The organism is Sulfurovum sp., from assembly GCA_020525365.1.
GTDB lineage: Bacteria > Campylobacterota > Campylobacteria > Campylobacterales > Sulfurovaceae > Sulfurovum.
Genome location: JAIZOF010000001.1, coordinates 1079188 through 1101833 on the forward strand (window position 1 = coordinate 1079188; position 22646 = coordinate 1101833).

The 22646-nt window shown below is 37.4% G+C and carries 21 protein-coding genes; 17 read left to right on the forward strand and 4 right to left on the reverse strand.

The annotated features are described in order from the left end of the window. Positions 1-27: 27 nt before the first annotated feature. Genes gltB through LGB01_05440 form a run of 4 tightly spaced genes read left to right on the forward strand, consistent with a single transcriptional unit; the run spans position 28 to position 6507 of the window. Positions 28-4446 (forward strand): glutamate synthase large subunit, encoded by a 4419-nt coding sequence (gene gltB / locus LGB01_05425; GenBank protein ID MCB4753638.1) that lies wholly within the window; start codon positions 28-30, stop codon positions 4444-4446. Between the two features lie 39 nt (positions 4447-4485). Beyond that, positions 4486-5232 (forward strand): inositol monophosphatase, encoded by a 747-nt coding sequence (locus tag LGB01_05430; protein ID MCB4753639.1) that lies wholly within the window; start codon positions 4486-4488, stop codon positions 5230-5232. Positions 5233-5234: 2 nt separating this feature from the next. Further along, complete coding sequence (gene accD / locus LGB01_05435; protein ID MCB4753640.1) at positions 5235-6083, forward strand: acetyl-CoA carboxylase, carboxyltransferase subunit beta; 849 nt, start codon at positions 5235-5237, stop codon at positions 6081-6083. 25 nt (positions 6084-6108) lie between these two features. Continuing rightward, positions 6109-6507, forward strand: coding sequence for a rhodanese-like domain-containing protein (locus LGB01_05440; GenBank protein MCB4753641.1), 399 nt, complete (start codon positions 6109-6111; stop codon positions 6505-6507). A gap of 12 nt (positions 6508-6519) precedes the next feature. Here LGB01_05440 and LGB01_05445 read toward each other — a convergent pair whose 3' ends face one another. Next, positions 6520-7245, reverse strand: coding sequence for a DUF4395 domain-containing protein (locus tag LGB01_05445; protein MCB4753642.1), 726 nt, complete (start codon positions 7243-7245; stop codon positions 6520-6522). 204 nt (positions 7246-7449) lie between these two features. Between LGB01_05445 and LGB01_05450 the strand changes: the two genes are divergently transcribed. From LGB01_05450 to LGB01_05460, 3 genes are all read left to right on the forward strand, one after another. Beyond that, positions 7450-7965, forward strand: coding sequence for a rhodanese-like domain-containing protein (locus LGB01_05450; protein ID MCB4753643.1), 516 nt, complete (start codon positions 7450-7452; stop codon positions 7963-7965). Positions 7966-8750: 785 nt separating this feature from the next. Next, on the forward strand, positions 8751-9125 hold the full coding sequence (locus LGB01_05455) for a hypothetical protein (protein ID MCB4753644.1): 375 nt from the start codon (positions 8751-8753) through the stop codon (positions 9123-9125). Continuing rightward, complete coding sequence (locus tag LGB01_05460) at positions 9125-10594, forward strand: S8 family serine peptidase (GenBank protein ID MCB4753645.1); 1470 nt, start codon at positions 9125-9127, stop codon at positions 10592-10594. The genes LGB01_05455 and LGB01_05460 overlap by 1 nt, the downstream gene beginning before the upstream one ends. 1001 nt (positions 10595-11595) lie before the next feature. On the opposite strand, the gene ftsY is transcribed toward LGB01_05460, so the two are convergent. Continuing rightward, positions 11596-12462: a signal recognition particle-docking protein FtsY gene (gene ftsY / locus LGB01_05465; GenBank protein ID MCB4753646.1), complete on the reverse strand. Its 867-nt coding sequence runs from the start codon at positions 12460-12462 to the stop codon at positions 11596-11598. Between the two features lie 11 nt (positions 12463-12473). Then, the gene (locus LGB01_05470) at positions 12474-13112 is read right to left on the reverse strand and encodes a redoxin domain-containing protein (GenBank protein MCB4753647.1); all 639 of its coding nucleotides are present in this window, start codon (positions 13110-13112) and stop codon (positions 12474-12476) included. A 121-nt stretch (positions 13113-13233) separates the two neighbouring features. Between LGB01_05470 and LGB01_05475 the strand changes: the two genes are divergently transcribed. The 6 genes from LGB01_05475 to LGB01_05500 all read left to right on the forward strand — a co-directional run bounded on the left by LGB01_05475 (position 13234) and on the right by LGB01_05500 (position 18064). Continuing rightward, positions 13234-13785, forward strand: coding sequence for a 5-formyltetrahydrofolate cyclo-ligase (locus tag LGB01_05475; GenBank protein ID MCB4753648.1), 552 nt, complete (start codon positions 13234-13236; stop codon positions 13783-13785). A 61-nt stretch (positions 13786-13846) separates the two neighbouring features. Beyond that, positions 13847-15364, forward strand: coding sequence for a ribonuclease Y (gene rny / locus LGB01_05480; protein ID MCB4753649.1), 1518 nt, complete (start codon positions 13847-13849; stop codon positions 15362-15364). 52 nt (positions 15365-15416) lie between these two features. Beyond that, a complete protein-coding gene (locus LGB01_05485; GenBank protein MCB4753650.1) occupies positions 15417-15749 on the forward strand; it encodes a hypothetical protein in 333 nt (110 codons plus the stop codon). Next, the gene (locus LGB01_05490; GenBank protein MCB4753651.1) at positions 15746-16291 is read left to right on the forward strand and encodes a peptidylprolyl isomerase; all 546 of its coding nucleotides are present in this window, start codon (positions 15746-15748) and stop codon (positions 16289-16291) included. The genes LGB01_05485 and LGB01_05490 overlap by 4 nt, the downstream gene beginning before the upstream one ends. Positions 16292-16338: 47 nt before the next feature. Then, positions 16339-17241: a tRNA 5-methoxyuridine(34)/uridine 5-oxyacetic acid(34) synthase CmoB gene (gene cmoB, locus LGB01_05495; GenBank protein ID MCB4753652.1), complete on the forward strand. Its 903-nt coding sequence runs from the start codon at positions 16339-16341 to the stop codon at positions 17239-17241. A 163-nt stretch (positions 17242-17404) separates the two neighbouring features. Beyond that, positions 17405-18064, forward strand: a complete 660-nt coding sequence (locus LGB01_05500) for a response regulator transcription factor (protein MCB4753653.1) — start codon at positions 17405-17407, stop codon at positions 18062-18064. A 61-nt stretch (positions 18065-18125) separates the two neighbouring features. On the opposite strand, the gene LGB01_05505 is transcribed toward LGB01_05500, so the two are convergent. Further along, positions 18126-18731, reverse strand: coding sequence for an MBL fold metallo-hydrolase (locus LGB01_05505; protein ID MCB4753654.1), 606 nt, complete (start codon positions 18729-18731; stop codon positions 18126-18128). A 13-nt stretch (positions 18732-18744) separates the two neighbouring features. Here LGB01_05505 and LGB01_05510 point away from each other — a divergent pair, with 13 nt between their 5' ends. The 4 genes from LGB01_05510 (at position 18745) to LGB01_05525 (ending at position 22613) form a co-directional block, all read left to right on the forward strand. Further along, positions 18745-19560: a ferritin-like domain-containing protein gene (locus tag LGB01_05510; protein ID MCB4753655.1), complete on the forward strand. Its 816-nt coding sequence runs from the start codon at positions 18745-18747 to the stop codon at positions 19558-19560. Further along, positions 19551-20480 carry a tetraacyldisaccharide 4'-kinase gene (locus LGB01_05515; GenBank protein ID MCB4753656.1) on the forward strand — a complete coding sequence of 310 codons (930 nt, stop codon included), beginning with the start codon at positions 19551-19553 and terminating at the stop codon, positions 20478-20480. The genes LGB01_05510 and LGB01_05515 overlap by 10 nt, the downstream gene beginning before the upstream one ends. Next, positions 20464-21315: an acetylglutamate kinase gene (gene argB / locus LGB01_05520; protein MCB4753657.1), complete on the forward strand. Its 852-nt coding sequence runs from the start codon at positions 20464-20466 to the stop codon at positions 21313-21315. Before LGB01_05515 ends, argB begins: the two co-directional genes overlap by 17 nt. Before the next feature lie 110 nt (positions 21316-21425). Beyond that, a complete protein-coding gene (locus LGB01_05525) occupies positions 21426-22613 on the forward strand; it encodes a hypothetical protein (protein MCB4753658.1) in 1188 nt (395 codons plus the stop codon). The last annotated feature ends 33 nt before the right edge of the window (positions 22614-22646 follow it).

The following is a 22646-nucleotide window of genomic DNA, read 5'->3' on the forward strand; positions in this document are numbered from 1 at the left end:
ATCATTTTATTTTTTTAAGGTTGAATTATGAGAGATCTTTTTACATCATTCAAGGATAATTGTGGATTTGGATTATTGTGTTCTATTGATAATACGCCCACACACCAAAACTTGGAAGATGCCATTACATCACTGTCACGCATGATGCATAGGGGAGCGATTGCAGCAGACGGAAAGACAGGCGATGGATCTGGGCTGCTTCTCTCTTTTCCAAAAACATTCTTTGAATATGTTGCTACCAAAGATGGGGTAAGCCTTCCTGAACAGTATGCGGTTGCGATGGTTTTTTCTCGTAATGAGGATGATTTTGATATCATGGACAAAGTATGTGGTAGCAATGATCTTGAAATAATCTATACTCGTACTGTGCCAGTCGATACCAATGCACTGGGAAAACAGGCACTTGAGACTCTTCCAACTATCAAGCAGGTCTTTGTTGCGCCAAAAGGTGTGGTAGCACTTGAGCGTTTTGATGCACTTGTATATCTTTCACGCAAAGAGATTGAATATGAGCTTAAGCATGATAAAGATTTTTACATCTCTTCTTTCTCTACCAAAGTAATTTCCTATAAAGGTTTGGTTATGCCAACCCATATTAAGGAATTTTATCAAGATCTTGCAGATAAGAATTTTAAGATCTCTTTTTGTCTTTTTCATCAGCGATTCTCTACAAACACACTACCTGAGTGGAGACTGGCACAACCATTCCGTATGATCGCACACAATGGTGAGATTAACTCTGTTACTGCCAACCGTTTCAATGTCAAGGCAAAAATGGCAGCGATTAAATCAGAAATTTTTACCGATAAAGAGATCAAACGTTTAACCAACGTCATTCAGGATGGTATGTCTGATTCTGCAAGTCTTGATAACTTTATGGAGTTTCTCCGTGTTAATGGCGTAGACTTTTTTAAGGCAGCACGTTCTCTCATTCCTGCACCATGGCACAATGCACCTCAGATGGATAGTGATCTTAAAGCTTTCTATGAGTACACCTCAACTTGCTTCGAACCATGGGATGGTCCTGCAGCAGTAAGTATGACGGATGGGCGCTATATTGGTTGTGTTCTCGACCGAAATGGACTAAGACCCTCTAAATATATCATTACTACCGATAATAGACTCTTGATTAGTTCTGAATATGGAGTACTTCAGGTCCCAGAAGAGCAGATTGCCGAACGTGGACGTCTGCAATCTGGCGAAATGATGGGAGTTGACCTTAAGTTTGGAAAAATACTTAAGTCCAAGGATATTGATGACTATCTTAAATCGATGCACCCTTATAATCAATGGATTAGTAAAAACATGAGCTACCTGCAGGAACATGTTCCTTCAATTAAAGCAGAAAGTTCCCCAGTTGACCACAAAGAGATGGAAGCCAAACAACGCTATTTTAATTTTACGCTTGAGGTTATGAGAGAGGTTATCAAGCCAATGATTTCAGAAGGAAAAGAGACCACTGGTGCAATGGGCGATGATACACCAATTGCAGCTTTTTCAACTGAGCAACGCAACTTTACTGACTTTTTTAAACAAAAGTTTGCTCAAGTCACAAACCCACCAATTGATCCAATCCGTGAGAAGATTGTTACCAGCCTCAATACCGGTTTTGGTGAAGTAAGAAATATCTTATCTGATGATGCAGAGTATGCAAAACGTCTCAAAACTGTATTGCCTATAATGTCAACAGAAAAATTTACTATTTTGAAAGAGTTTGGTGATGAGGGGAACGAAAAGTATGATCCTGCATATAAGTTTGCAAGTTACAATACTGCCTATACCCATAATCTCAGAGAAAGCCTCAACAAGCTGGTAGAGCATATCATTTCTGATGTACGTGATAATGGTATTAGAACAATCATTCTTGATGATCGTGATCTCTCTAGAGAGAAAAAGGTTATTCCTATGCTAATGGTCATTGGTCGTCTTTCTCAGGTACTTGTTGATGCAGAGCTCAGACACTTAACAAGTATTGTTGCTGTGACTGGTGAGGTCTTCGATCCACACTCGGTTGCATGCCTGATAGGCTACGGTGCTGCTGCGATCTATCCGTATCTATTCTATTATACGGTGGAACAACTTACAGCAGATAAAGCAGATGATATAAAACTGATACTTAGGCGTACTAGACGTGCCATGGGAACAGGGTTGCTTAAAATTATGTCCAAAATGGGTATTTCGACTATCTCCTCTTACCGAAACTCAAAACTCTTTGATGTGATTGGATTGAGTGATGATATTATTGGTGAGTGTTTTGATGGCTCCAGAGGGCTACTTAAAGGACTTGGCTATAATGATATCGATCAACGCCTTAACACCTATCATCAACGTGCCTATGCTGGTGAATTTGAAGATAAAAAAAATGTACTCTACAAAGGTGGATTTTATAAATATAAAAAAGGTGAGGAGTATCACGACTTCTCTAGACCAGTCATTAGTGCTATTCAGAAGGTTGCCGAAACAGGAAGCAAAGAGGATTATAAAAACCTCTCCGAGATGATTGATAAACGTGATAAAAAGTTTATTCGTGATTTCTTTGAACTTCACTCTTCAAGGAAGCCTATCTGTATAGATGAAGTAGAACCAATTGAAACAATTTTCAAACATTTTTCTACTGCAGCAATGTCTATGGGGTCCATCTCTCAAGAAGCCCATGAAGTACTTGCTGAGGCCATGAATACCATTGGAGGAAAGTCTAACTCTGGGGAGGGAGGAGAAGATCCTGCGCGTTATGGCACAATCAAAAATTCCAAAATTAAACAGGTTGCCTCAGGGCGTTTTGGTGTAACACCAGAATATTTACGTTCAGCCGAAGAGATACAAATTAAAGTGGCACAAGGAGCCAAGCCTGGTGAAGGTGGACAGCTTCCTGGAAGTAAGGTCTCTCCACTTATTGCATCACTGCGTTACACTAAGCCAGGGGTAACGCTTATCTCTCCACCACCACACCATGATATCTACTCCATTGAAGATCTTGCTCAACTAATCTTTGACCTCAAGCAGATCAACCCTAAAGCCAAAATTGCTGTCAAGCTGGTATCTACAGCAGGTGTCGGTACTATTGCCGCAGGTGTAGCAAAAGCCTACGCAGATAAAATTATTATCTCAGGTGGAGATGGTGGTACGGGTGCCGCACCTATTGGCTCTATTCGTTTTGCAGGGAATCCATGGGAACTTGGTTTAATAGAAGCACACAATGCGCTCAAAGCCAATAACCTGAGAAGTCTTGTAACCGTTGAAACAGATGGTGGACTTAAAACTGCACTTGATGTTATTAAGGCAGCAATCTTTGGTGCAGAAGAGTATGCGTTTGGTACGGGAGCATTGGTGATTGTTGGATGCATGATGTTGCGCGTCTGTCACCTCAATACCTGTGGTGTAGGTGTTGCAACACAAGATCCACATCTTCGAGCCCGATTTAAAGGAAATGTTCAAAAGGTAATTAACTACTTTACACTACTTGCCAAAGAAATTAGGGAAATCCTTGCACAACTTGGATACAGGAGTCTTGAAGAGATTATTGGAAAGACTGAATTGCTTAAGGTAATTGATGATGAATTTGCCAATAAGTTTGACTTTCAACAGCTTCTTGAAAAAATAGAAGGAGTTGATATTTGTCAAGTACCATACAATGAACCATTCGATAAAAATGAATTTGAAAAAGAGATTGTTAAAGAACTTATGCCAACCATCAAAGATCCAAGTAAGCCAGTAATTATTACAAGGAAGATTACCAATCTTAACCGAAGTTTTGGTACGCGTATCTCTGGTGAAATTGCGGAGATACATGGAAACAAAGGGCTTCCCGATGATACTATTACCATCAATCTTGAAGGAGTTACCGGACAGTCTTTGGGTGCTTTTCTCTCTAAAGGGGTAACTATCAATGTCAATGGTGCTGGAAATGACTATATTGGTAAAGGAATGAACGGTGGACATATCGTTATTACCTCTCTAAAATCCGGATCTAACTTTGCATTAGGAGGAAATACTTGTCTTTATGGTGCGACTGGCGGCACACTCTATATTAGTGGAAAAGTAGGTGAGCGTTTTGCAGTACGTAACTCTGGTGCAACAACTGTCGTTGAAGGTACAGGAGATCACCCTTGTGAGTATATGACTGGCGGTACAGTAGTGATTCTTGGTGATACTGGTGTAAACTTTGGTGCAGGGATGACTGGAGGCAAGGCATTTGTGTATGATAAAGAAGGAACCTTCTATGAGAAACTTAATCTTGAGCTTGTGGAGGCAATCCGTATTGATACCGATGAATGGGATTTTGAAATGTTTGAACTTAAGCACCTTCTTAAAGATTATGTCACCAAGACTGGAAGCAAGAAGGCTCAAAACATTCTTAACAATATCAGAACAGCTTTACGAAAGTTTTGGATGGTTGTGCCGCGTGGTGCCAAACCTACACTTGAGACAAACAAGAAAGGAGAGTAGCCAAATCCTCCCTCTTGTGATTACCAGAAGGAATTTTTTTTGAATGAATTTATCCAAGCTTGTATTGTTGCCAATGAAGAGATCGCAACAGCGCTTGAGAAAGGTATAGATACTGTTTTATTTGAAAAGACCAAGATTGGTGTGGGTGGAGATGTAAGTTCTCGTCTTGATATTTTTGCCGAATCAATTTTTGTTAAACATCTTGCTCTCTTTGGACAGATAGAGTCAGAAGAGTCTGGACTCATTGGTGAAGGAGAAGCACAAATCATTATTGACCCTATCGATGGCTCCTCTAATGCACTCTCTCTTTTTCCTTATTTTGGGACTTCTGTTGCTCGTGTTAATGCCGATGGTATTCTTGATGCAGCAGTGGTTTGCAATCTTGCCAATAGAGATATTTTTTACAAGACTCCAGGTAAAGATTTGCTGCATGGAAAACTATTTAAAAATGATTTTACCTCTCCCCAAAATGCACCCGCATCGGAAATTGGACTTTTTGAGAAAGCTTATGCCAATCCAAAACTGGTAGCAATGATGGATGCTTCTGGATTAAAATTTCGCTCTCCTGGTGCCATTGCCCTCTCTCTTGCCTATGCCCATACAGTTCGATTTGTACTTTTTGTCGGTACATTTCGTATTTATGATTTTGCCGCAGGTTTAGCACTTTGTGAAGGGCTTGAAGTAATCGTTGAGCAAGATTATGTTATAGTTTCGAAAGATAAAAATGTGGTTTCTATGCTTGAAATACTTATTGGTAAGCAAAAAACTATCAAAGAGGAAAAGTAATTATGGAATTTAATAATATGTTTGGTAGCCTGTTTGGAAAAGAGGAAAAGAAAGAGGAGCAGCAGAATCAGTGGATAAAATGTCCCAAGTGTACCTCGCTTATGTATTATAAAGAGGTGGAAGCAAAGCAGAATGTCTGCCCCAAGTGTAACCACCATTTTCGCATTAGTGCAGATAGGCGTATTGCATCGATTGTTGATGAAGGGAGTTTTAAGGAGTATGATGCCTCACTTGCACCGGTTGACCCTTTAAAGTTTACTGACAAAAAGTCTTACAAAAAACGTATTGAAGAGGCAAAAGCCAAAACGGGAAAGACCTCTTCTGTAGTAAGTGGAAGCTGTACTATTGGTGGTCAGCCTGCAGAATTGGTTGTTTTTGACTTTGCCTTTATGGGTGGAAGTCTTGGTTCTGTTGAGGGTGAAAAAATTGTTCGTGCCGTAAATCGTGCTATGGAGAAGGAGTGTGGCGTTATTATTGTCTCTGCTTCTGGTGGAGCAAGAATGCAGGAAAGTACATACTCACTGTTGCAGATGAGTAAAACTTCTGCTGCATTAAAACGTCTAAGCAACAGGGGATTACCTTATATTTCAGTATTGACAGACCCAACCATGGGTGGTGTTTCTGCATCTTTTGCAATGTTGGCAGATATTATTATGGCAGAGCCAGGCGCACTTATTGGCTTTGCTGGTCAACGTGTTATCAAGCAGACAGTGGGTGTAGATCTTCCGGAAGGTTTCCAACGCTCTGAGTTTTTACTTGAGCATGGACTTATTGATATGATTACCAATCGAATTGATATGCATCAAACACTAGCAGATTTACTTAAACTAATGGATAAAAAAGCAAGTTAAGCTATATGGATTCCAAGGATATACTATGAAAAAACATTTATTACTAGCAACACTCTTAAGTACAATACTTTTTGCTGAGTTTAAAACCATTGATACAGTAAAACTTGAAATATTACAGGCTAAGGGAGTACCGGTAATTGATATCCGTACACCAATGGAGTGGAAAGAGACGGGTGTTATCAAAGGGGCACATAAAATGATGTTCTTTGGACCCAATGGACAACCAGACCTTGCTGAATGGTTCTTTGATCTTGGTCATATTGTAAAAGATAAAAAACAACCCTTTATTATTTATTGTGCACACGCCAACCGTACAAAAGCACTTGGAAAAGGGCTTGAAGATATGGGATTTGAGCATGTCTATGAACTTAAAGGTGGCATTGAAAATGGCTGGATCAAAGCAGGTAAGCCAACAGTCAAATAGATTTAATAATACCTAAAAATCATCCTCTTCCGCATTGAGCTCTGCTTCTATTTTTGCTTCTATTTCTGCTTCAAGTTGCTCTTCTGTTAGTACTAGTTCATGGAGAAACTCACCAAAAAAAGTCCTTGAATCAGTTTTAGCAATAAAGAGATAGGTTCCTATAAGAATTCCGATAAACATAGTGGTTGCAATAATCTTTTGAGAGAAACTAAAGGTCTGAATAGGATCTTTGGTACGTATTTCACATACACCACCAGGGCAATATTGTGCCTCTTTTCGACTAAAAAGTGCGTATAGTTTGCATCCTACGCAAATACCAAAAGCACTCTCAAAAAAGATAATACCTAAACAAAATTTACACAGCAATACTCTATAGAAAGTAACTTCCCAGTGAAGTACAAACCAGTTCATCATTGGAAGAAAAATTATCCATCCTAGTATCCATGCAAAACGTTTCTGTACTGCTCCAACATATTCAGGCTTCTGGTTCTGCACAAAAAACCTTCCTAAAAGTAAAAAAGGAGAGTAGCGAGGTGTGATAATGCGTATGGTTAAATCAAAAAAAATTAAAGTAAGATAAACCCTAGCTACAATAGCATGATTAAACCCAATTCCAACAAAGATGACAATCATTCCAAGCATAAACATGATGCCAGCAGCAGCTCTGACTTCTCTATCGTTCAGAACCCCTGTTTCATATCCTGATACTGTTTCACCGTATTGTTTAGATAATAGAATGATTAATCCTTTGAAAATTCTATGGCATTATAGCACTGAAAAGTTAATTTTTTGTAAAGACAGAGTGAAGAGTGTAGATAAAGCTTAAAAGCATCATTTTAAATGAATATATTATATAAAATAATCCATAAATTATAAAATTTACTTAAGTTAACAAAGCTATAATTTATATTCCAAAATTTAATCATTTTAAAAGGAATATCTATGAGAATAGCTACTATTTTGATTGCAATATTATTGGCTCTTGGTATTACCAATGCTGATACGTTCATAAACTACAAACACTTGACAAAAAAGCTAAAAGAGCAAAATAGAAAAAATGGAACTATGGCATCTACAGATGACGTTAAAAAAGCCTTGAAATCAAAAGATTGGGCAGTGGTTGATGTAAGAACACTTGAAGAGTGGAATGCAGCTTCTATAAAAGGGTCAGTAAGAGTTGGAAGACAAGCACCTGAGAAGGTTCTGGAGTCCATAGTTCTTGATGATGATGACAAGTTCATTAAAGACAAACTTGTAGTTATCTGCAACACTGCCTCAAGAGCCTCTATTGAGGCACAAACATTTAGACAGATGGGTTTTAAAAAGGTGAAAATATACCCTATATACAAATGGATAGATGAATGTAATCCTGTAGCAACGAGATATACAAATAAAAAATATAAAAAAGGAACCAAGAAAAAGTTTGGGCTGTTTTATACCGAACATTGTAAAAAGTAGCAAGTATTCACAAAGAACACACAAAGTATTAGTTTAATGGTAAGAAGCCCACAGACAAAGGAGGTCTTCACCCTACTTATCAAACAACTTACAGTGGGCTACACCTGAAGCAGTGGGTAGAATCTTGCTATTGAGATGATACCTTTGAAGAGATTTACCAAATCTCTATTTCTACAGCAATGATCAATTGCATTATAGAGAAATATCACCGTACGAATAGAAGCTACATCTACTGGGATTATGAATTTTATGAGATTTGGATCCATAGAAAACACTAGGTTATTTTAGAAAAATAAATTACCTAAGCTGGGAGAGGTAATTTTGCATACACCGAAGCAGATACCAGAGCAAAACTTGTTGACCTCAAATTAAATCTCAGTAACCGGCTAGAACTGCCACTGTCCGTGAATACTACTTTTACCAATGGGCGTAAGCTCATTGTGGCACCCATCAGATATAGGGCAGATGGATGTATGTCAATAATGTTCGACGACCCAGAAATGCGTTTTTCAAAGAGGACAACTCACCATAGGCATCATCCTCTGCACACAGACAAAGACAACACGGTGGTAAATACTCCAGCATCGACAATGAGAAGCTCTTGTTTCCTCAGTATCAGCTGTAATTCAAGTTTTTCGACAGAAAGAGGAGTTAAAAGCTGAGATCAAGAAGGCTGATGTTAGGAGTTGGAGATGAGGGTGGATGATAATGACTGAGATTAAGAGACTTTGAGAGTGCAGCGAATATCTGTAAGGGGCATTTTTGGGTTGGTAGAGGAGAGATTTATGATGAAATTAATTGAAACACATAGGGAGATTAAAGGTTTTCGTTCATTTGGAAATCAAAAAATACAAATTTACAATCTTGGTTATGATGAAAAGTATCATGCATTTTTTTACAGTAACTCTAAAAAGCGAAAAGCTAAAAAGATGGTATTAACAAACAATATCATTTTAGCTTTCAAGAAAAAAGTTGGTACCGATACATTAAATATGATACTAGATAAGTATCATTTACAATTGATTCAAGCAATGGCTATAGGTAATGGTTTTTATGTATTGAGATGTTTAGACAATAACCCTTTAGGCGTTGCAAATCAAATATATGAGAATGAAAATAATATTAAATCATCATATCCAGACTGGATGTATTCAAAGTAATGAAATTATTATTGATCCTATTATTGGCAATATTATTAATAGGTTGTGGAGAAAACAACAAAGAGGACCCACTCAAAAAAGACCAATGGTATTTAGATGGGTCAAAAAATGAATATATTGATATAAACTTACAACATAGTTTATATAGAGGGAGAAACGTATTGATAGCCATTGTTGATAATGGTATAGATATTTTTCATGAGGATTTAAAAGAGAATATTGGGGTTGGTAGCTATAGTTATCTCACAAAAGAGTATAGTTTTAATGATGCAAATCATGGAACCGCATGTGCTGGAATAATCGCAGGGGTTGAAGGAAATGGCAAAGGCATAAGAGGAATTGCTTCAAAAGCAAAAGTAATAGGCTACAATGCATTAAAAGTACCATCTATTAGTAATATTGCAGATGCGCTTATAAGAAATAAAGAAAAAGTTTGGATTTCAAATAATAGTTGGGGTGATTTTAATTCATGGGGTGAGCCATTATTATTAAGAAGCATCGAAGAAGAGGCCTTAAAAGATGGTGTGCGGTATGGTAGAAATGGAAAAGGTATTATTTATGTATTTAGTGCGGGAAATGGTTCAGCAGACGAGAAGAGTGTGCCAACTGACAATGTCAATTATAGTGGATTAGTGAACAACAGATATACAATACCAGTTGGTGCAGTTGATGAATTTGGTAAAAAAGCCCACTATTCAGAAGTGGGTGCTACATTAATTGTTGTTGCTCCATCAAAAGGGAGTACTGAAGGGGCTGGAATTGTTACAACAGATGTGACAGGAGAAAAGGGTTACAACCCTGAAACTTTCCCTAGTGATTATAAAAATCACAGTTATACCAAGAATTTTGGCGGAACTTCTGCATCAGCACCCATGGTAAGTGGTGTTGTTGCATTAATGCTTGAAGCAAATTCGCATTTAACTTGGCGAGATGTTAGAATGGTATTGGCTCAAAGTGCTACTAAAAATGACCCCAACGATAGTGATTGGGAGTACAATGGTGCAAATTTGCATATTAACCATAAATATGGATTTGGTTTAGTCAATGCAAAAGAAGCCATAGATTTAGCATTAAATTGGAAGGGTGTAGCAGAGGAAAAATTGATAGAAAAATTTCAAGATGTTAATGTATCAATTCCTGACAATAATGACAATGGGGTAGATGGTGTTATCAATATAGAAAAAAATATTTCTATTGAATTTATTGATATTTATTTTAATACAAATGATCATCAAAAATTAGGAGATTTAGAAATTACTCTCATATCACCATATGGAACAAAAAGTATATTGGCACAAAGACATGAAGAAGCGTTTGAGGGTATTTTTAAATATAATAATTGGAGGTTTGGAACAATGAGACATCTTAATGAGTATTCAAAGGGTGAATGGAAATTGCAAGTAAAAGATTTACGAGAAGGCAATAGTGGTACTTTTATATCGTGGGGATTAAAAATTTATGGGCATTAGGTGCAACAAAACCTCATATTAAAAATAAATGTATCAATAAAATCGATTTAAGCGAAGATACTATTGCCCATCAAAAAACAAAAAAATAGTTTCGTTAGATTATGTTAGCAGATATCTATTTTGAAGATAAGGCATACGAGAATAAAAACAACGATAGATCAAGGGGTGCGTACAACTATATATTTTAAAATGTTTTGTTATCATAGACCTAAAAAGAAGCAAACGCACGCATTAGGACATAGGAAAGATGGGTATGTATGTCAATATGTTCGATGACTTAGAGATAAACAAGGCAGAAGAAGCAGAGCTAGATGGGAAGGGTTATACACCTACATCATAGACCAGAAGTACTGTTGGGATGTTTTGGGTTTGTCCTAAAGATGCCAAGCTTGACCTGATGAGTGCTTATGGGACATTCCGCTAGGAGTTTAGAATGGAGTTGTTTTTAATCTAAGGGCTTTAAATCTATCACGGCTGGATGAAAACAGGAAGTATGGGCAAGATAGGGCTATTTTGAAAGTTTATAGACCTGTATTGGCATCGGGCAGAGGCGAGGTGCTGACATCATCGACGAGATGGACTTCACTCTTTCGGCTGATCTGGTTTTAGCTTCCTTAACATTTACGAAAACTTTAAAGATATGGACAGATATCAGTTCATATATTACATGTTCCAACAACCTAAATGAGTCAAAAGAAAATGAATGTTATTAAATTGTAATTCCACCACTAAAAATCCAACAAAAACCGTCACCTACCTGGGGACAAATCCTCCTAAAAACAGAGAAAACCCAAACAGGCACAACAAGAGAAGATGCAGAGCCTTAAAGATTGAAAGCTCTTCACTTTAGACAGGGCTTTTAGAGGGGAAAGGTGAGGGGTAGGTCTTACAGCAATATAGTTTTAAAAAAGCAGAAAAAGTTTGAGATGTTTAAATAATAGTGGGTTTTTGAAGTGAGTGATAGTTATAGTTGTGGATGACATAGAATTTCAGATGCTCTCTTATATAAAGATTTCATCCAAAATGGTATTAACATACTCATTGGCTTTGAAGCGAATCATATCTTTGGTTTCTTCTCCTGTACCAATATAGAAGATAGGTATTTGGATTTCATCAGCAATACTGAGTATCGACCCACCTTTGGCCGTACCATCAAGTTTGGTAATAATGATACCATCAATACCTACCATTTCGTCAAAGGCTTTTGCTTGATTGATAGCAGAACTTCCTTGTGTTCCGTCAAGAATAAGCATTTTTCGGTGCGGTGCACCCTCCATTGCCTTCCCTGCAACACGAATCATCTTTTTGAGTTCTTTGCCCAGATTGGTTTGCGTATGAAGACGACCTGCTGTGTCAATGATGACATGATCCAAACTCTTTGCCTTGGCTGTTGTAACAGTGTCATAAACCACCGCCGAAGGATCATTCCCTTGACGGGTTGCAACAATGGGAATATCTAGTCTGTTTGCCCAGCGTGACAACTGTTCAATCGCAGCAGCACGAAAAGTATCACCTGCACCAAGAATCACTTTTTTCCCTTCTTGTTTGTAGCGATAGGCAAGTTTTGAGATAGTGGTGGTTTTGCCTGCGCCATTAACGCCAATTACTATCTCTACATAAGGAGTGACATCATTCTCTTTCCAGTCTGCTTTATATTGAAATACGGAAATAAGAGAGTTGAATGCCTGTATACGACTGATGGTCTCTGGTAGTGTTTCGAGTAGACGTTCAATAAGTCCATAGTTGACATCAGCTTCAAGTAGAACTTCTTCAAACTCTTCTTTGGGTATCTCTTTTCTCTTTATTGACACCACTTTCTTGGCGGTATCAGTTGTTTTTCCAAATGATTTTTTTAATATATTAAACATAATAAACCTTTTTATTGCAACAGTACTTTAACATCGTGTTCAATCATCTCAATTGGAACAATACCCTCATAATGACGATAGTAGTTTCCCTTATAATAAATAATAGTTAGAGGAATAGAGAAAGTTTCTGCCATATGCATATTTTTAAGTATTTTTTTTACAAAACGGTCATTGTCGTCACTACTTGAGATAAAATAGTCTACTTGGGTTTTTAAGATAAATGCTTCAAGATCCTTCAAGTACTTATTGGGATGAATCATGATTCCCATAACAAATATATCATGAGAGTATTTTTTCTGAAGGTCTGAAAGATAGGGGGCTTCCGATTGACAAGGAAGTGACCATGTGCTAAAAAAATTAAGAACAACAATAGGCTGTGAAATATCTTTAAAAAGGAGCTGATTGTTCTCAACAGAGAGTATATGTGCTATCTTTTTTTGATCTTTAAAATTGAAAGTGTTCTCTTTGTTTAGATGGGAGTTAGGGATATTGGTGTACTCTTTGCTATTATTTGACTCTGTTAGATTTTGGGATAGAGGTTTTGTTATGTTTCCGTTATCAAGAGGAGACTCTTTTGGCTTTTCGTTGCACCCAAAGAAGAGTAGCATGAGGGCAAAAAGTGGGAATCCAATAGTAAAGAGTACTTTCACGCATTTCCTTTTGGTATAATTGGGCACAATAGCATAAACTACTTATAGGGTTTAATTCATATTCATTGAATAACCTAAAACTATTGAAAGCGGAAATTATACCTAAAGAGCACTAAAAAGAATGGAAGAAAAGAAAAAAACCTTAAAGAAAATATTTCGCCAAAAATGTCTAAATAGGCTTAGAAAAAGTAGTAGAAAAAGTACCTATATGAAAGACAAGAGTGTGTTGAAAAAACTATATAAAGTGATTGAAAAAGAGAATGTAAAATCTTTAATGCTCTACCTACCTCTGAAAATAGAAGTCGATATTTGTCCTTTAATACGTCGGCTTAGACAGAAAAGGTGCAGGATATATGTACCCTTTATGGAAGGTGAAAGTTTTAGATTGGTAAAATATAGATACCCATTGATAATAAAGCATTTTGGTATTAAAGAACCAAAAAACTCAAGACAATATAGAAATAAACAGATAGATTTAGCAGTCGTACCAATAGTAGGAATAGATATTACATATAGACGTGTAGGATTCGGTAAAGGGATGTACGACAGATTTTTTAAAAAAGAGATTAAAAATATAAAAAAAATAGTATTTGTAGCACGAGAATTGTGCTACAGCAAAGAGATTGTGACAGATCATTATGATATTAAAGCAGATTTGGTTATTGTGCCGTAAAGGGCGGAAATATATTTTTAGTACTCTTTTCTGTTAAGGAAAAGGATATAGAATGACAGGAATGGTTATCTTTTCTGGTATTTTTGGGATATTGATAGGCATAGGTATTGGGTACCTATGGCTGATAAAGAGTAGCAAAAATACATTTGCATATTATGAACTAGAAGCCAAAGCCAAAGCAAAAGCTATTAGCAACGAAGCAGAACTGTTATTGCAAGAGGCAAAAGTTAAACTAAAAGCCAAAGCATTAGAACAAGAATCAGAGTTGCAAGAACGTATTGCAGAGATTGATGAACGCAACCGTACACTTACCCTAAAACACAAAGAACTTGAGACAAAGCAGGAGCGCATACAATACTTCGAAAATAGCCTCTATGAAAAAGAAGAAAGGCTTAAACAGCTTGAGATACAGAAGCAAAAACAGATAGATGATGCAATAGACAAACTTCAAAATAGTGCCACCTTGACAAGAGAAGAGGCAAGAGATTATATTCTCAAGAGGGTAGAGGAGCAGAGTAGGCTAGAGATTGCTGTAAATATTCGTAAATATGAACGACTTGCAAGAGAAGAGGCAGAAAAAAAGGCTAATTATATCTTAGCGCAGGCAACTACTCGTTTTGCTGGCGAGTTTGCGGGAGAAAGATTAATTAACTTTATTAACCTTCCTAGTGATGAACACAAGGGACGTATTATTGGAAAAGAGGGGCGCAATATCAAGGTACTCGAGATGTTACTTGGTGTAGATATTGTTATCGATGAGACCCCAGGAGTTATTCTTGTAAGTTCCTTTAATCTTTACCGTCGTACCATTGCTACCCGTGTGATTGAGATACTTGTAGAGGATGGTCGTATTCATCCTAAACGCATTGAAGAAGTATATGAGAAGGTAGAGAAAGAGTTTGAGCAGAAGACCTATGAAGAGGGAGAGAATATTTTGATAGATCTAGGACTTTTTTCGATGCACGAGGAGCTTGTTAAGCTTCTTGGGAAATTGAAATATCGCGCTAGCTATGGACAGAATGCACTTTCCCATACACTTGAGGTTGCTAAGCTTGCTAGGGTGATGGCGGCAGAGATGGGGGGTGATGAAAAGCTTGCCATGCGTGCAGGATTATTGCATGATATCGGCAAGGCATTGACACAGGATCTTGGTGGATCACACGTAGAGATAGGAGTAGAGCTCTGTCGGCGTTACAATGAGCATCCTACGGTGATTAATGCGATTTATGCGCATCATGGACATGAAGAACCTGACTCTGTAGAGAGTGCGGCTGTTTGTGCAGCAGACACACTTAGTGCTGCACGTCCAGGCGCAAGAAGAGAGGTGCTTGAGAGTTTTACTATGCGGGTTAAAGAGATTGAAGAGATTGCTATCTCTAGACTTAACGTGGAAAAAGCCTACGCCATTAATGCTGGACGAGAGGTTCGTGTCTTTGTTAATGCATACAAAATAAATGATAATGAAGCAGTGCTTCTAAGTAAAGAGATTGCTAAGGAGATTGCCGAAAAAGTACAATTCCCTGGGGAGATTAAGGTAAATGTCATTCGAGAGACAAGGGCAGTAAGTATTGCCAAATAGGTTTTTTATTATTTATCAAACATAAGAAGGTTATAATATTGGCTAAATTGATATGATAGAGGTAGATGTGAAGAGATGTGAAGAGATTGTAGCAAATGTAAGAATGGAAGAGTGTTATGCCGGTTTGAGTTTGGTATTTGATGACAACAGAACGGATTTGAAAGAGAAGATTGATGTGGCAATTGAGAAAACATGCCAGCAAACCGGTCTTAAGCCACTTGTGTTTAACAATACCAATACAGATAAATTTAACCATGAAGCATTTTATGTTGAGTTTACAGATGAAGCACAAAGAGAGAGCGGTGCGTTTTTTGAGGCATTGTTAGGTGAATTAAATATTGATAAATGTATCAATGATGTAATTAAAGAGGAGTACAGATTATGAGAAGAAAATTTTTAAAGACAGTTTTAATATTAGCAGCAAGCATGGGTCTATTGTGTGCCTCTGAAACAAAAGTACAAATTGTAGTACTCGAAACCAATGTTGGAAAGATTGAACTAAAAATGTTCCCCAAGGTAGCACCACTTGCGGTAGAGAACTTTGTAACCCATATCAAGAATGGTTACTATAATGGGATCATTTTTCATCGTGTTATCAAAGGTTTTATGATTCAAGGTGGTGACCCGACAGGAACAGGTAGAGGTGGAGAATCTATTTGGCATAAAGAATTTAAGAATGAGTATGCACCAAACCTAGTATTTGATAGACCGTTTTTGCTTGCCATGGCAAATCATGGACCAAATACCAATGGGAGTCAGTTCTTTATCACTACAGTTCCAACACCGTATCTTAATGGTGGTTACACTATCTTTGGTGAAGTGGTTAAAGGGAAGAAGACTGTTAAAAAGATAGAAAATGTAACAACGAGTGCCACTGATAGACCACTATTTGATATAAAAATTAAAAAAGCCTATCTAAAAAAGTAGCAGACAGCAATGTTGTACGCTCTACTTTGATAAATTGAAGGATAGTGGTGGATTTAAATGCATTACGTCAAGAGCGTAAAAAGTGGTTAAAATGGAAGAATATCTATCCCTATCAAGAGGCAATCTGCAATCTTCCAATTTTTAATGATGTCAAAATTACTTTAGAAGATCGCGTAACAGTAAATATTCCCGCGCTGACAGAAGTTGAATCGGTACAGATAGAAAAAACGGCACGCTTGATGCTTCCATGGAGAAAAGGACCATTTCAGATTAACAATCTTTTTATTGACTCAGAGTGGCAGAGCTATATGAAGTACAATCTACTCGAGCCTCACTTTGATCTTAAAAATAAAATTGTTGGTGATATTGGTTGCAATAATGGGTACTATCTCTTTCGTATGTTAGCCCATCAGCCACAAAAACTAATCGGCTTTGATCCTTCTGCAATCTACTATTCCCAATTTCAATTTATTGATCATTTTATTCAGTCCAATATTATTTATGAAATGCTTGGTGTAGAGCATGTAGAACATTATGAGCATAAGTTTGATGTACTCTTTTGCTTGGGGGTTCTTTACCATCGTGCAGACCCGGTAGGAATGCTTAAATCACTTTTTAGAGGATTAAACAAAGGAGGAGAGCTTATACTTGATACCTTTATGATAGATGGGGAAGATGAGGTGTGCCTTTCACCCAAAGAGCGTTACTCAAAAATACCAAATATCTATTTTATACCCACAGTTAATACTTTAAAGAACTGGTGTTACCGCTCAGGATTTGAGAAAGTGGAAGTGTTAGAGGTTAGCAAAACCGACCTAAACGAACAACGTAAAACGATATGGATTAATACACAGAGTCTTGAAGATTTTCTTGATCCGAATGATTCAAGCAAAACAGTAGAAGGATATCCTGCACCTAAGCGAGTTTATATAAAAGCATACAGAACATAGTCTGCAAAAATCCCAAAAATCTTAAAATATTTGGACAAAATTAAAAACTACTTTTATTTTTAAATAAGGAAGATTTGGTTATAAATACGCTATAAAAAAAGAAAATAGGAAAAACTTTAAGTTTTCTATTTTTTGATCCATAAAACGAGAATAGTGCAAACACATGAGAATATTGACAGTAGGTTTTGACGACGATTATGTAAATGAGCTTAAAAATGAGCTTGAAAAATACTTTATTTGTATTATTGACAATGCAAAAGATATGTACGATGCAACTAATTTTACTGATTTTAGACACTATGAATTGGTGATTATTGTTGATGAAGGGATACATTTTTCCCTAGAACGTTATGTTAATGAAGTGAAGAAGAAGAAAAGTGAGACAAAGATTATTATTCTTACAGATAATATATATGGTCAATGCATATTTTTTGATTTAGGAATTGATGATGTTATTGCTCACCATACTGAGCATCCAGATCTCATTGCGGTACGTGTACTTTCTAACATGAGACATCTTTTTGGTGCACAGATTAATATTGATAAACTGGTGATTGATATTGCCAACAAGAAGATTGAATTTGATGAGAAGATTGTCTCTTTAAATGGAAAGACTTTCGATATTCTTGCTTATCTTGCATTACGAAAGCAACGTGTTTTTAGTAAAGATGAAATTATTAATGCACTTTGGGAAGAGCCAGAGTATGTTTCTGACAATACGGTTGAAGTAGCAATCAATCAAATCAGGAAGCGTCTAAAGAGTATTTTAGGGTTTCAGGTTATACACACGGTACGTCGCCGTGGCTACAAATTCTCCTACTAAAGCCTATACAGTATATGTAGGTTTAGATCTACTAGAATTAATGGTGAAGCAATATACACAATTAGATTGTCTGCTTCACTTGCTTCATCCAGTAGGGAATAACTTTTTGTTCCGCTTTTAGAGTGGTACTGCTTCCATGACCTGGATATATGGTGTAATCCTCTTCTATTTTCATGACTTTCTCTAAACTTTCAAGCATCTCTTTTCCACTTGAAGAAGGAAAGTCCCATCGTCCAATACTCTGTTGAAAGAGGAAATCACCACTAAACCAGATATTGTCTATTTCGATGACGGAACAGCCAGGCGTATGTCCAGGAAAATGGTGGTACTGTACTTTAATATCAGCCAAATTAAACAATTCATTCCCAATGACTTCATAGTCAGGTTTGCTTGGCGGTGTACCTTGTCCTAATGGGTCATCCGTAAGCATAAATGTATCTCCTTTAGGGCAATAGATGGGAATATGGAGTATCTTTTTAATCTCTGCATTGCTCCAAACATGGTCAAAATGACCATGAGTATTAAGAATCGCAACAGGATTAGAGATATTTTTAAGAACCCACTCTGTTGCACCCACACCAGGGTCAATAATGAAATCCTTTCCTTTGATGGTAGCAATGTAGCAGTTTGTTTGATAGGTTCCCATGGGCTGGATTTTGATTTGCATGATATAATTCCTTATGGATTTTCACAAGATACTTGAAGAAGCAATCATCAGTAGTGATGTGGCAGCTAAAGAGCATTTGACGCTTCTATGTTTGACATATTGTAACCAAAATGAGGTTAGGGTTGAAGCAGGATTCGTTCCTATGGAGTTTGAAACACCCTCTTATGCGTCACATTGCACCATTGTAAATCCAAAAGAGCTTCCTGCGCGTAAAGCATTTGATACCCCAGAAGGATTGGCAACACTAGTGCATGCTATTGCACATATTGAATATTCGGCGATAGATCTTGCACTTGATGCGGTTTACCGTTTTCCATACATGCCTCTTTCTTATAAAAGTGACTGGTTAGAGGTAGCAATTGATGAAATACGTCATTTTAAAATGTTGTATGCTATTCTCGAAACATTGGGATATACCTACGGTTCTTTTGCTGTTCATAGTGGCCTTTTTGATGCAGCACGACACACAATGCATAGTGTACTTGACCGTATGGCAGTTGTTCCGCGTTACTACGAAGCTTCAGGGCTTGATGTAAGTCCACAGATTCTTAAAAAGTTAGAGAATAAACGTACCAACTTACAAGTAAGAGCACTGATTGATGCTCTTCATATTATATATGAAGAGGAGATAGATCATGTCCAAAAAGGGGATAAATGGTTTAAATTTTGCTGTAAGCAGGAGGGAGTATCTACTTCAGTTTGGTTTGACATACTCAAAAAGTATCATTTAGTAGATAAGCATCGTCCTCATATTAATGTTCAGGTACGTAAAGAAGCAGGGTTTACCTGTGAAGAGATACGTAAACTTGGAGCAAAACAATGCGACTAAGCTATATGTACGAGCAGATACTTTTTCATCCCAAATGGTATCATTATTTATACATTTTAGTGTTACTTCCTATGGCATTATTGTATGGGATAGGGATGTGGATACGTCGTAAAACAGCAAAACGAAATGATTTTGGTATTCCCATTATCAGTGTGGGAAATTTAATTGTTGGTGGTAGCGGCAAGACACCTTTTGTGATTGCACTTGCTTCACGCTATGATAAGGTCACGATTGTCTCTAGGGGGTATGGTAGGCAGAGTAAGGGGCTGATTGAGGTAAGCTACCAAGGAGAAGTGTTGACTGATGTGATACAAAGTGGTGATGAGGCAATGCTGATGGCACAGTCGCTTCAGCATGCTTCGGTCATTGTTAGTGAAGATCGATCCAAGGGGATCATGTTGGCAAAGCAACAAGGTGCATCACTTATCATACTTGATGATGGATTTAATCAGGTTGGGATAGAAAAATTTGAGATTATTCTTGAGCCTATGCGCATAGAGAATTATCTCCCTTTTCCCGCTGGCCCTTTCCGAGAATTCTTTTTTTGTAAATATATGGCCGACATAGTAGTAAAAGAGGGCAGGGATTTTTTTCGTAAAGTAATCTATAAGAATTTACAAGAACGTATGCTGCTTGTGACTGCCATCTCTGACCCAGAACGACTTAATGTTTATTTGCCTAAAGGAGTGATACAGAAGATCTATCTGCCTGATCATGACTATTTTGATGAAAAAGAACTCATGTATTTAATGAAAGAGCATCAAGCGGAAAGTCTACTCGTAACTCAAAAGGATGAGGTGAAGATGAAAAGCTTTAAGTTGCCGTTGTCAAAAATGAAGTTAGAATTAGATATTAATAAAGATATTTTTCAAAAAATAGAAGAGTATGTAGAAGGATATAGACGTGAAAAGCAAGATTGATGTCGTCAAGACACTTTTGGATGCATTGCCATTTATTAAAAAATTCTCCAATGAGAAAATTGTTATTAAGTATGGTGGTTCGGCACAGACATCACCAGAGTTTAAAGAGTCTTTTGCACAAGATGTTGTGTTGCTGCATTTGGTAGGCATGAAGCCAATTATCGTACATGGAGGAGGCAAGAGTATTACTGATCTTCTTGCAGATCTTGGGATTGAAACAGAATTTGTCAATGGGCAGCGCGTAACCAGCAAAACAGTGATGCGTATTGCTGAGATGGTACTCAGTGGGGAGATTAACAAAGAGATTGTCTCATTGCTTAATAATCATGGCACCAAAGCCATTGGTATTTCTGGGAAAGATGGTAAATTTCTTGAAGCACGCTCCAAAGATTTTGATAGTTTTGGTTACACTGGAGTTATTGAGAATGTTAATCCTGAGATTGTTCATAATATTATTAATGATGGCTTTGTGCCAGTCATTGCACCTATTGCATCAAGCAGCAGTATTGGACACCCTGGTTTCAATATCAATGCTGATCTTGCTGCCAGTCAGATTGCCATAGCACTTAAAGCACGCAAAGTACTCTTTTTGACCGATACAGCAGGAGTACTTGATAAGGAAATGCAACTTATTACAAATCTTGATATTACCAAGACTGAAGCACTCAAGATTGATGGTACCATTAACGGTGGCATGGTTCCTAAGGTTGATGCCTGTATCGAAGCATTACGTGGTGGCGTAAAGAAAGCGCATATTGTTGATGGCAGAGTAGAGCATTCGCTTCTGCTTGAGATATTAACATCTTCAGGGGTTGGAACCTGTATCGAACTGTAACATTGCTTTGCTTTATTTGCCATCTCCATGATTTTATAATATTTCCTCCCTCATTACTAATTGGATCGTATTATAATTGATAAAATAAATTAAAAATATAAGGAACATATATGTTTAAAAGAAAACATGTCATGCTCATTATGATTGTTCTGATGGCAGTTATATCCTCCTTAAGTGCCAAAAAGATAAAATCAAAAGAGGTCTATACTGATGCTTGGCAAAAAATTTATGGTGGCAAGGAAGATGATATTGCTTATGGTGTTGTCTCGCTTGAAAATGGTGAAAGTGCCATCGTAGGTACCTGCAAATCATTTGGTGCACAGCGTACAGATATCTGTGTGACTCGTATGAGTGCTAATGGAGAGATGAGATGGCGTTTGTGGCTTGGTGGCAAGAAAAAAGATGAAGGTAAGGCTATTGCCAGAACAGTAGATGGAAATATTGTAGTATTGGGGCGATCAAAATCCTTTACCAAGGCATATGCTTATGATCTTTACGTAGCAAAGATCTCTCTTGATGGAAAAAAGATTTGGGAAAAGACGCTTGGTGGTGAGCGTGATGAATATGCTGGGGGTATTGCTGGTACCGATGATGGCGGTGTATTGATAGTAGGATCCAGTGAATCTTATGGCAAGGGTGACAAGGATATCTATATTGCTAAACTCGATAAGAATGGCAAGCTGGTCAATGCCCATAAAATAGGTGGAGAGAAAGAGGATGTAGCAACAGCACTTACCCGTACCCGTGATGGAAAGATGGTATTGGTTGGGTATCGAGAGGTTGAATACAGTGGAGATAGTGATTTTCTCATTATGGAGCTTGACCAAGCGGGAAAACGTCTTTGGACCAAAACCTTTGGAGGAAAGCATGAAGATATACTTCTGGGTGTAACAGCAACAGTAGATAACGGAATTGTTGCCATTGGAAGTACACGTTCTTATGGCTCTTCCCAGACAGATCTTACGGTTATGAAGATAGATAAAAAAGGTAAGACTGTTTGGCATAAGATTTATGGATTTAAGTACTATGAGTATGGTAATGCTGTAGCAACCACACGTGATGGCGGCTTTATGCTTGTTGGTGGTACCAATACACTTGGTAAAGGAAACCATAGTGCCTATATATTAGCACTAGATAAGCATGGGAACCTTATTTGGTCACATGTGTATGGTGATGAGCGCAAAGATATTGCTCATGGTGTGGCACGCATGAGTGAGGGTAGCTTAGTTGTAGTGGGTGAAACTGATAGTTTCAGGCGCGAGAAGAACTTCTATTTAATTAAACTGGTAAAACAATAGTTTTCTAAGAAGAGTATGCGGATTGTCATTAGA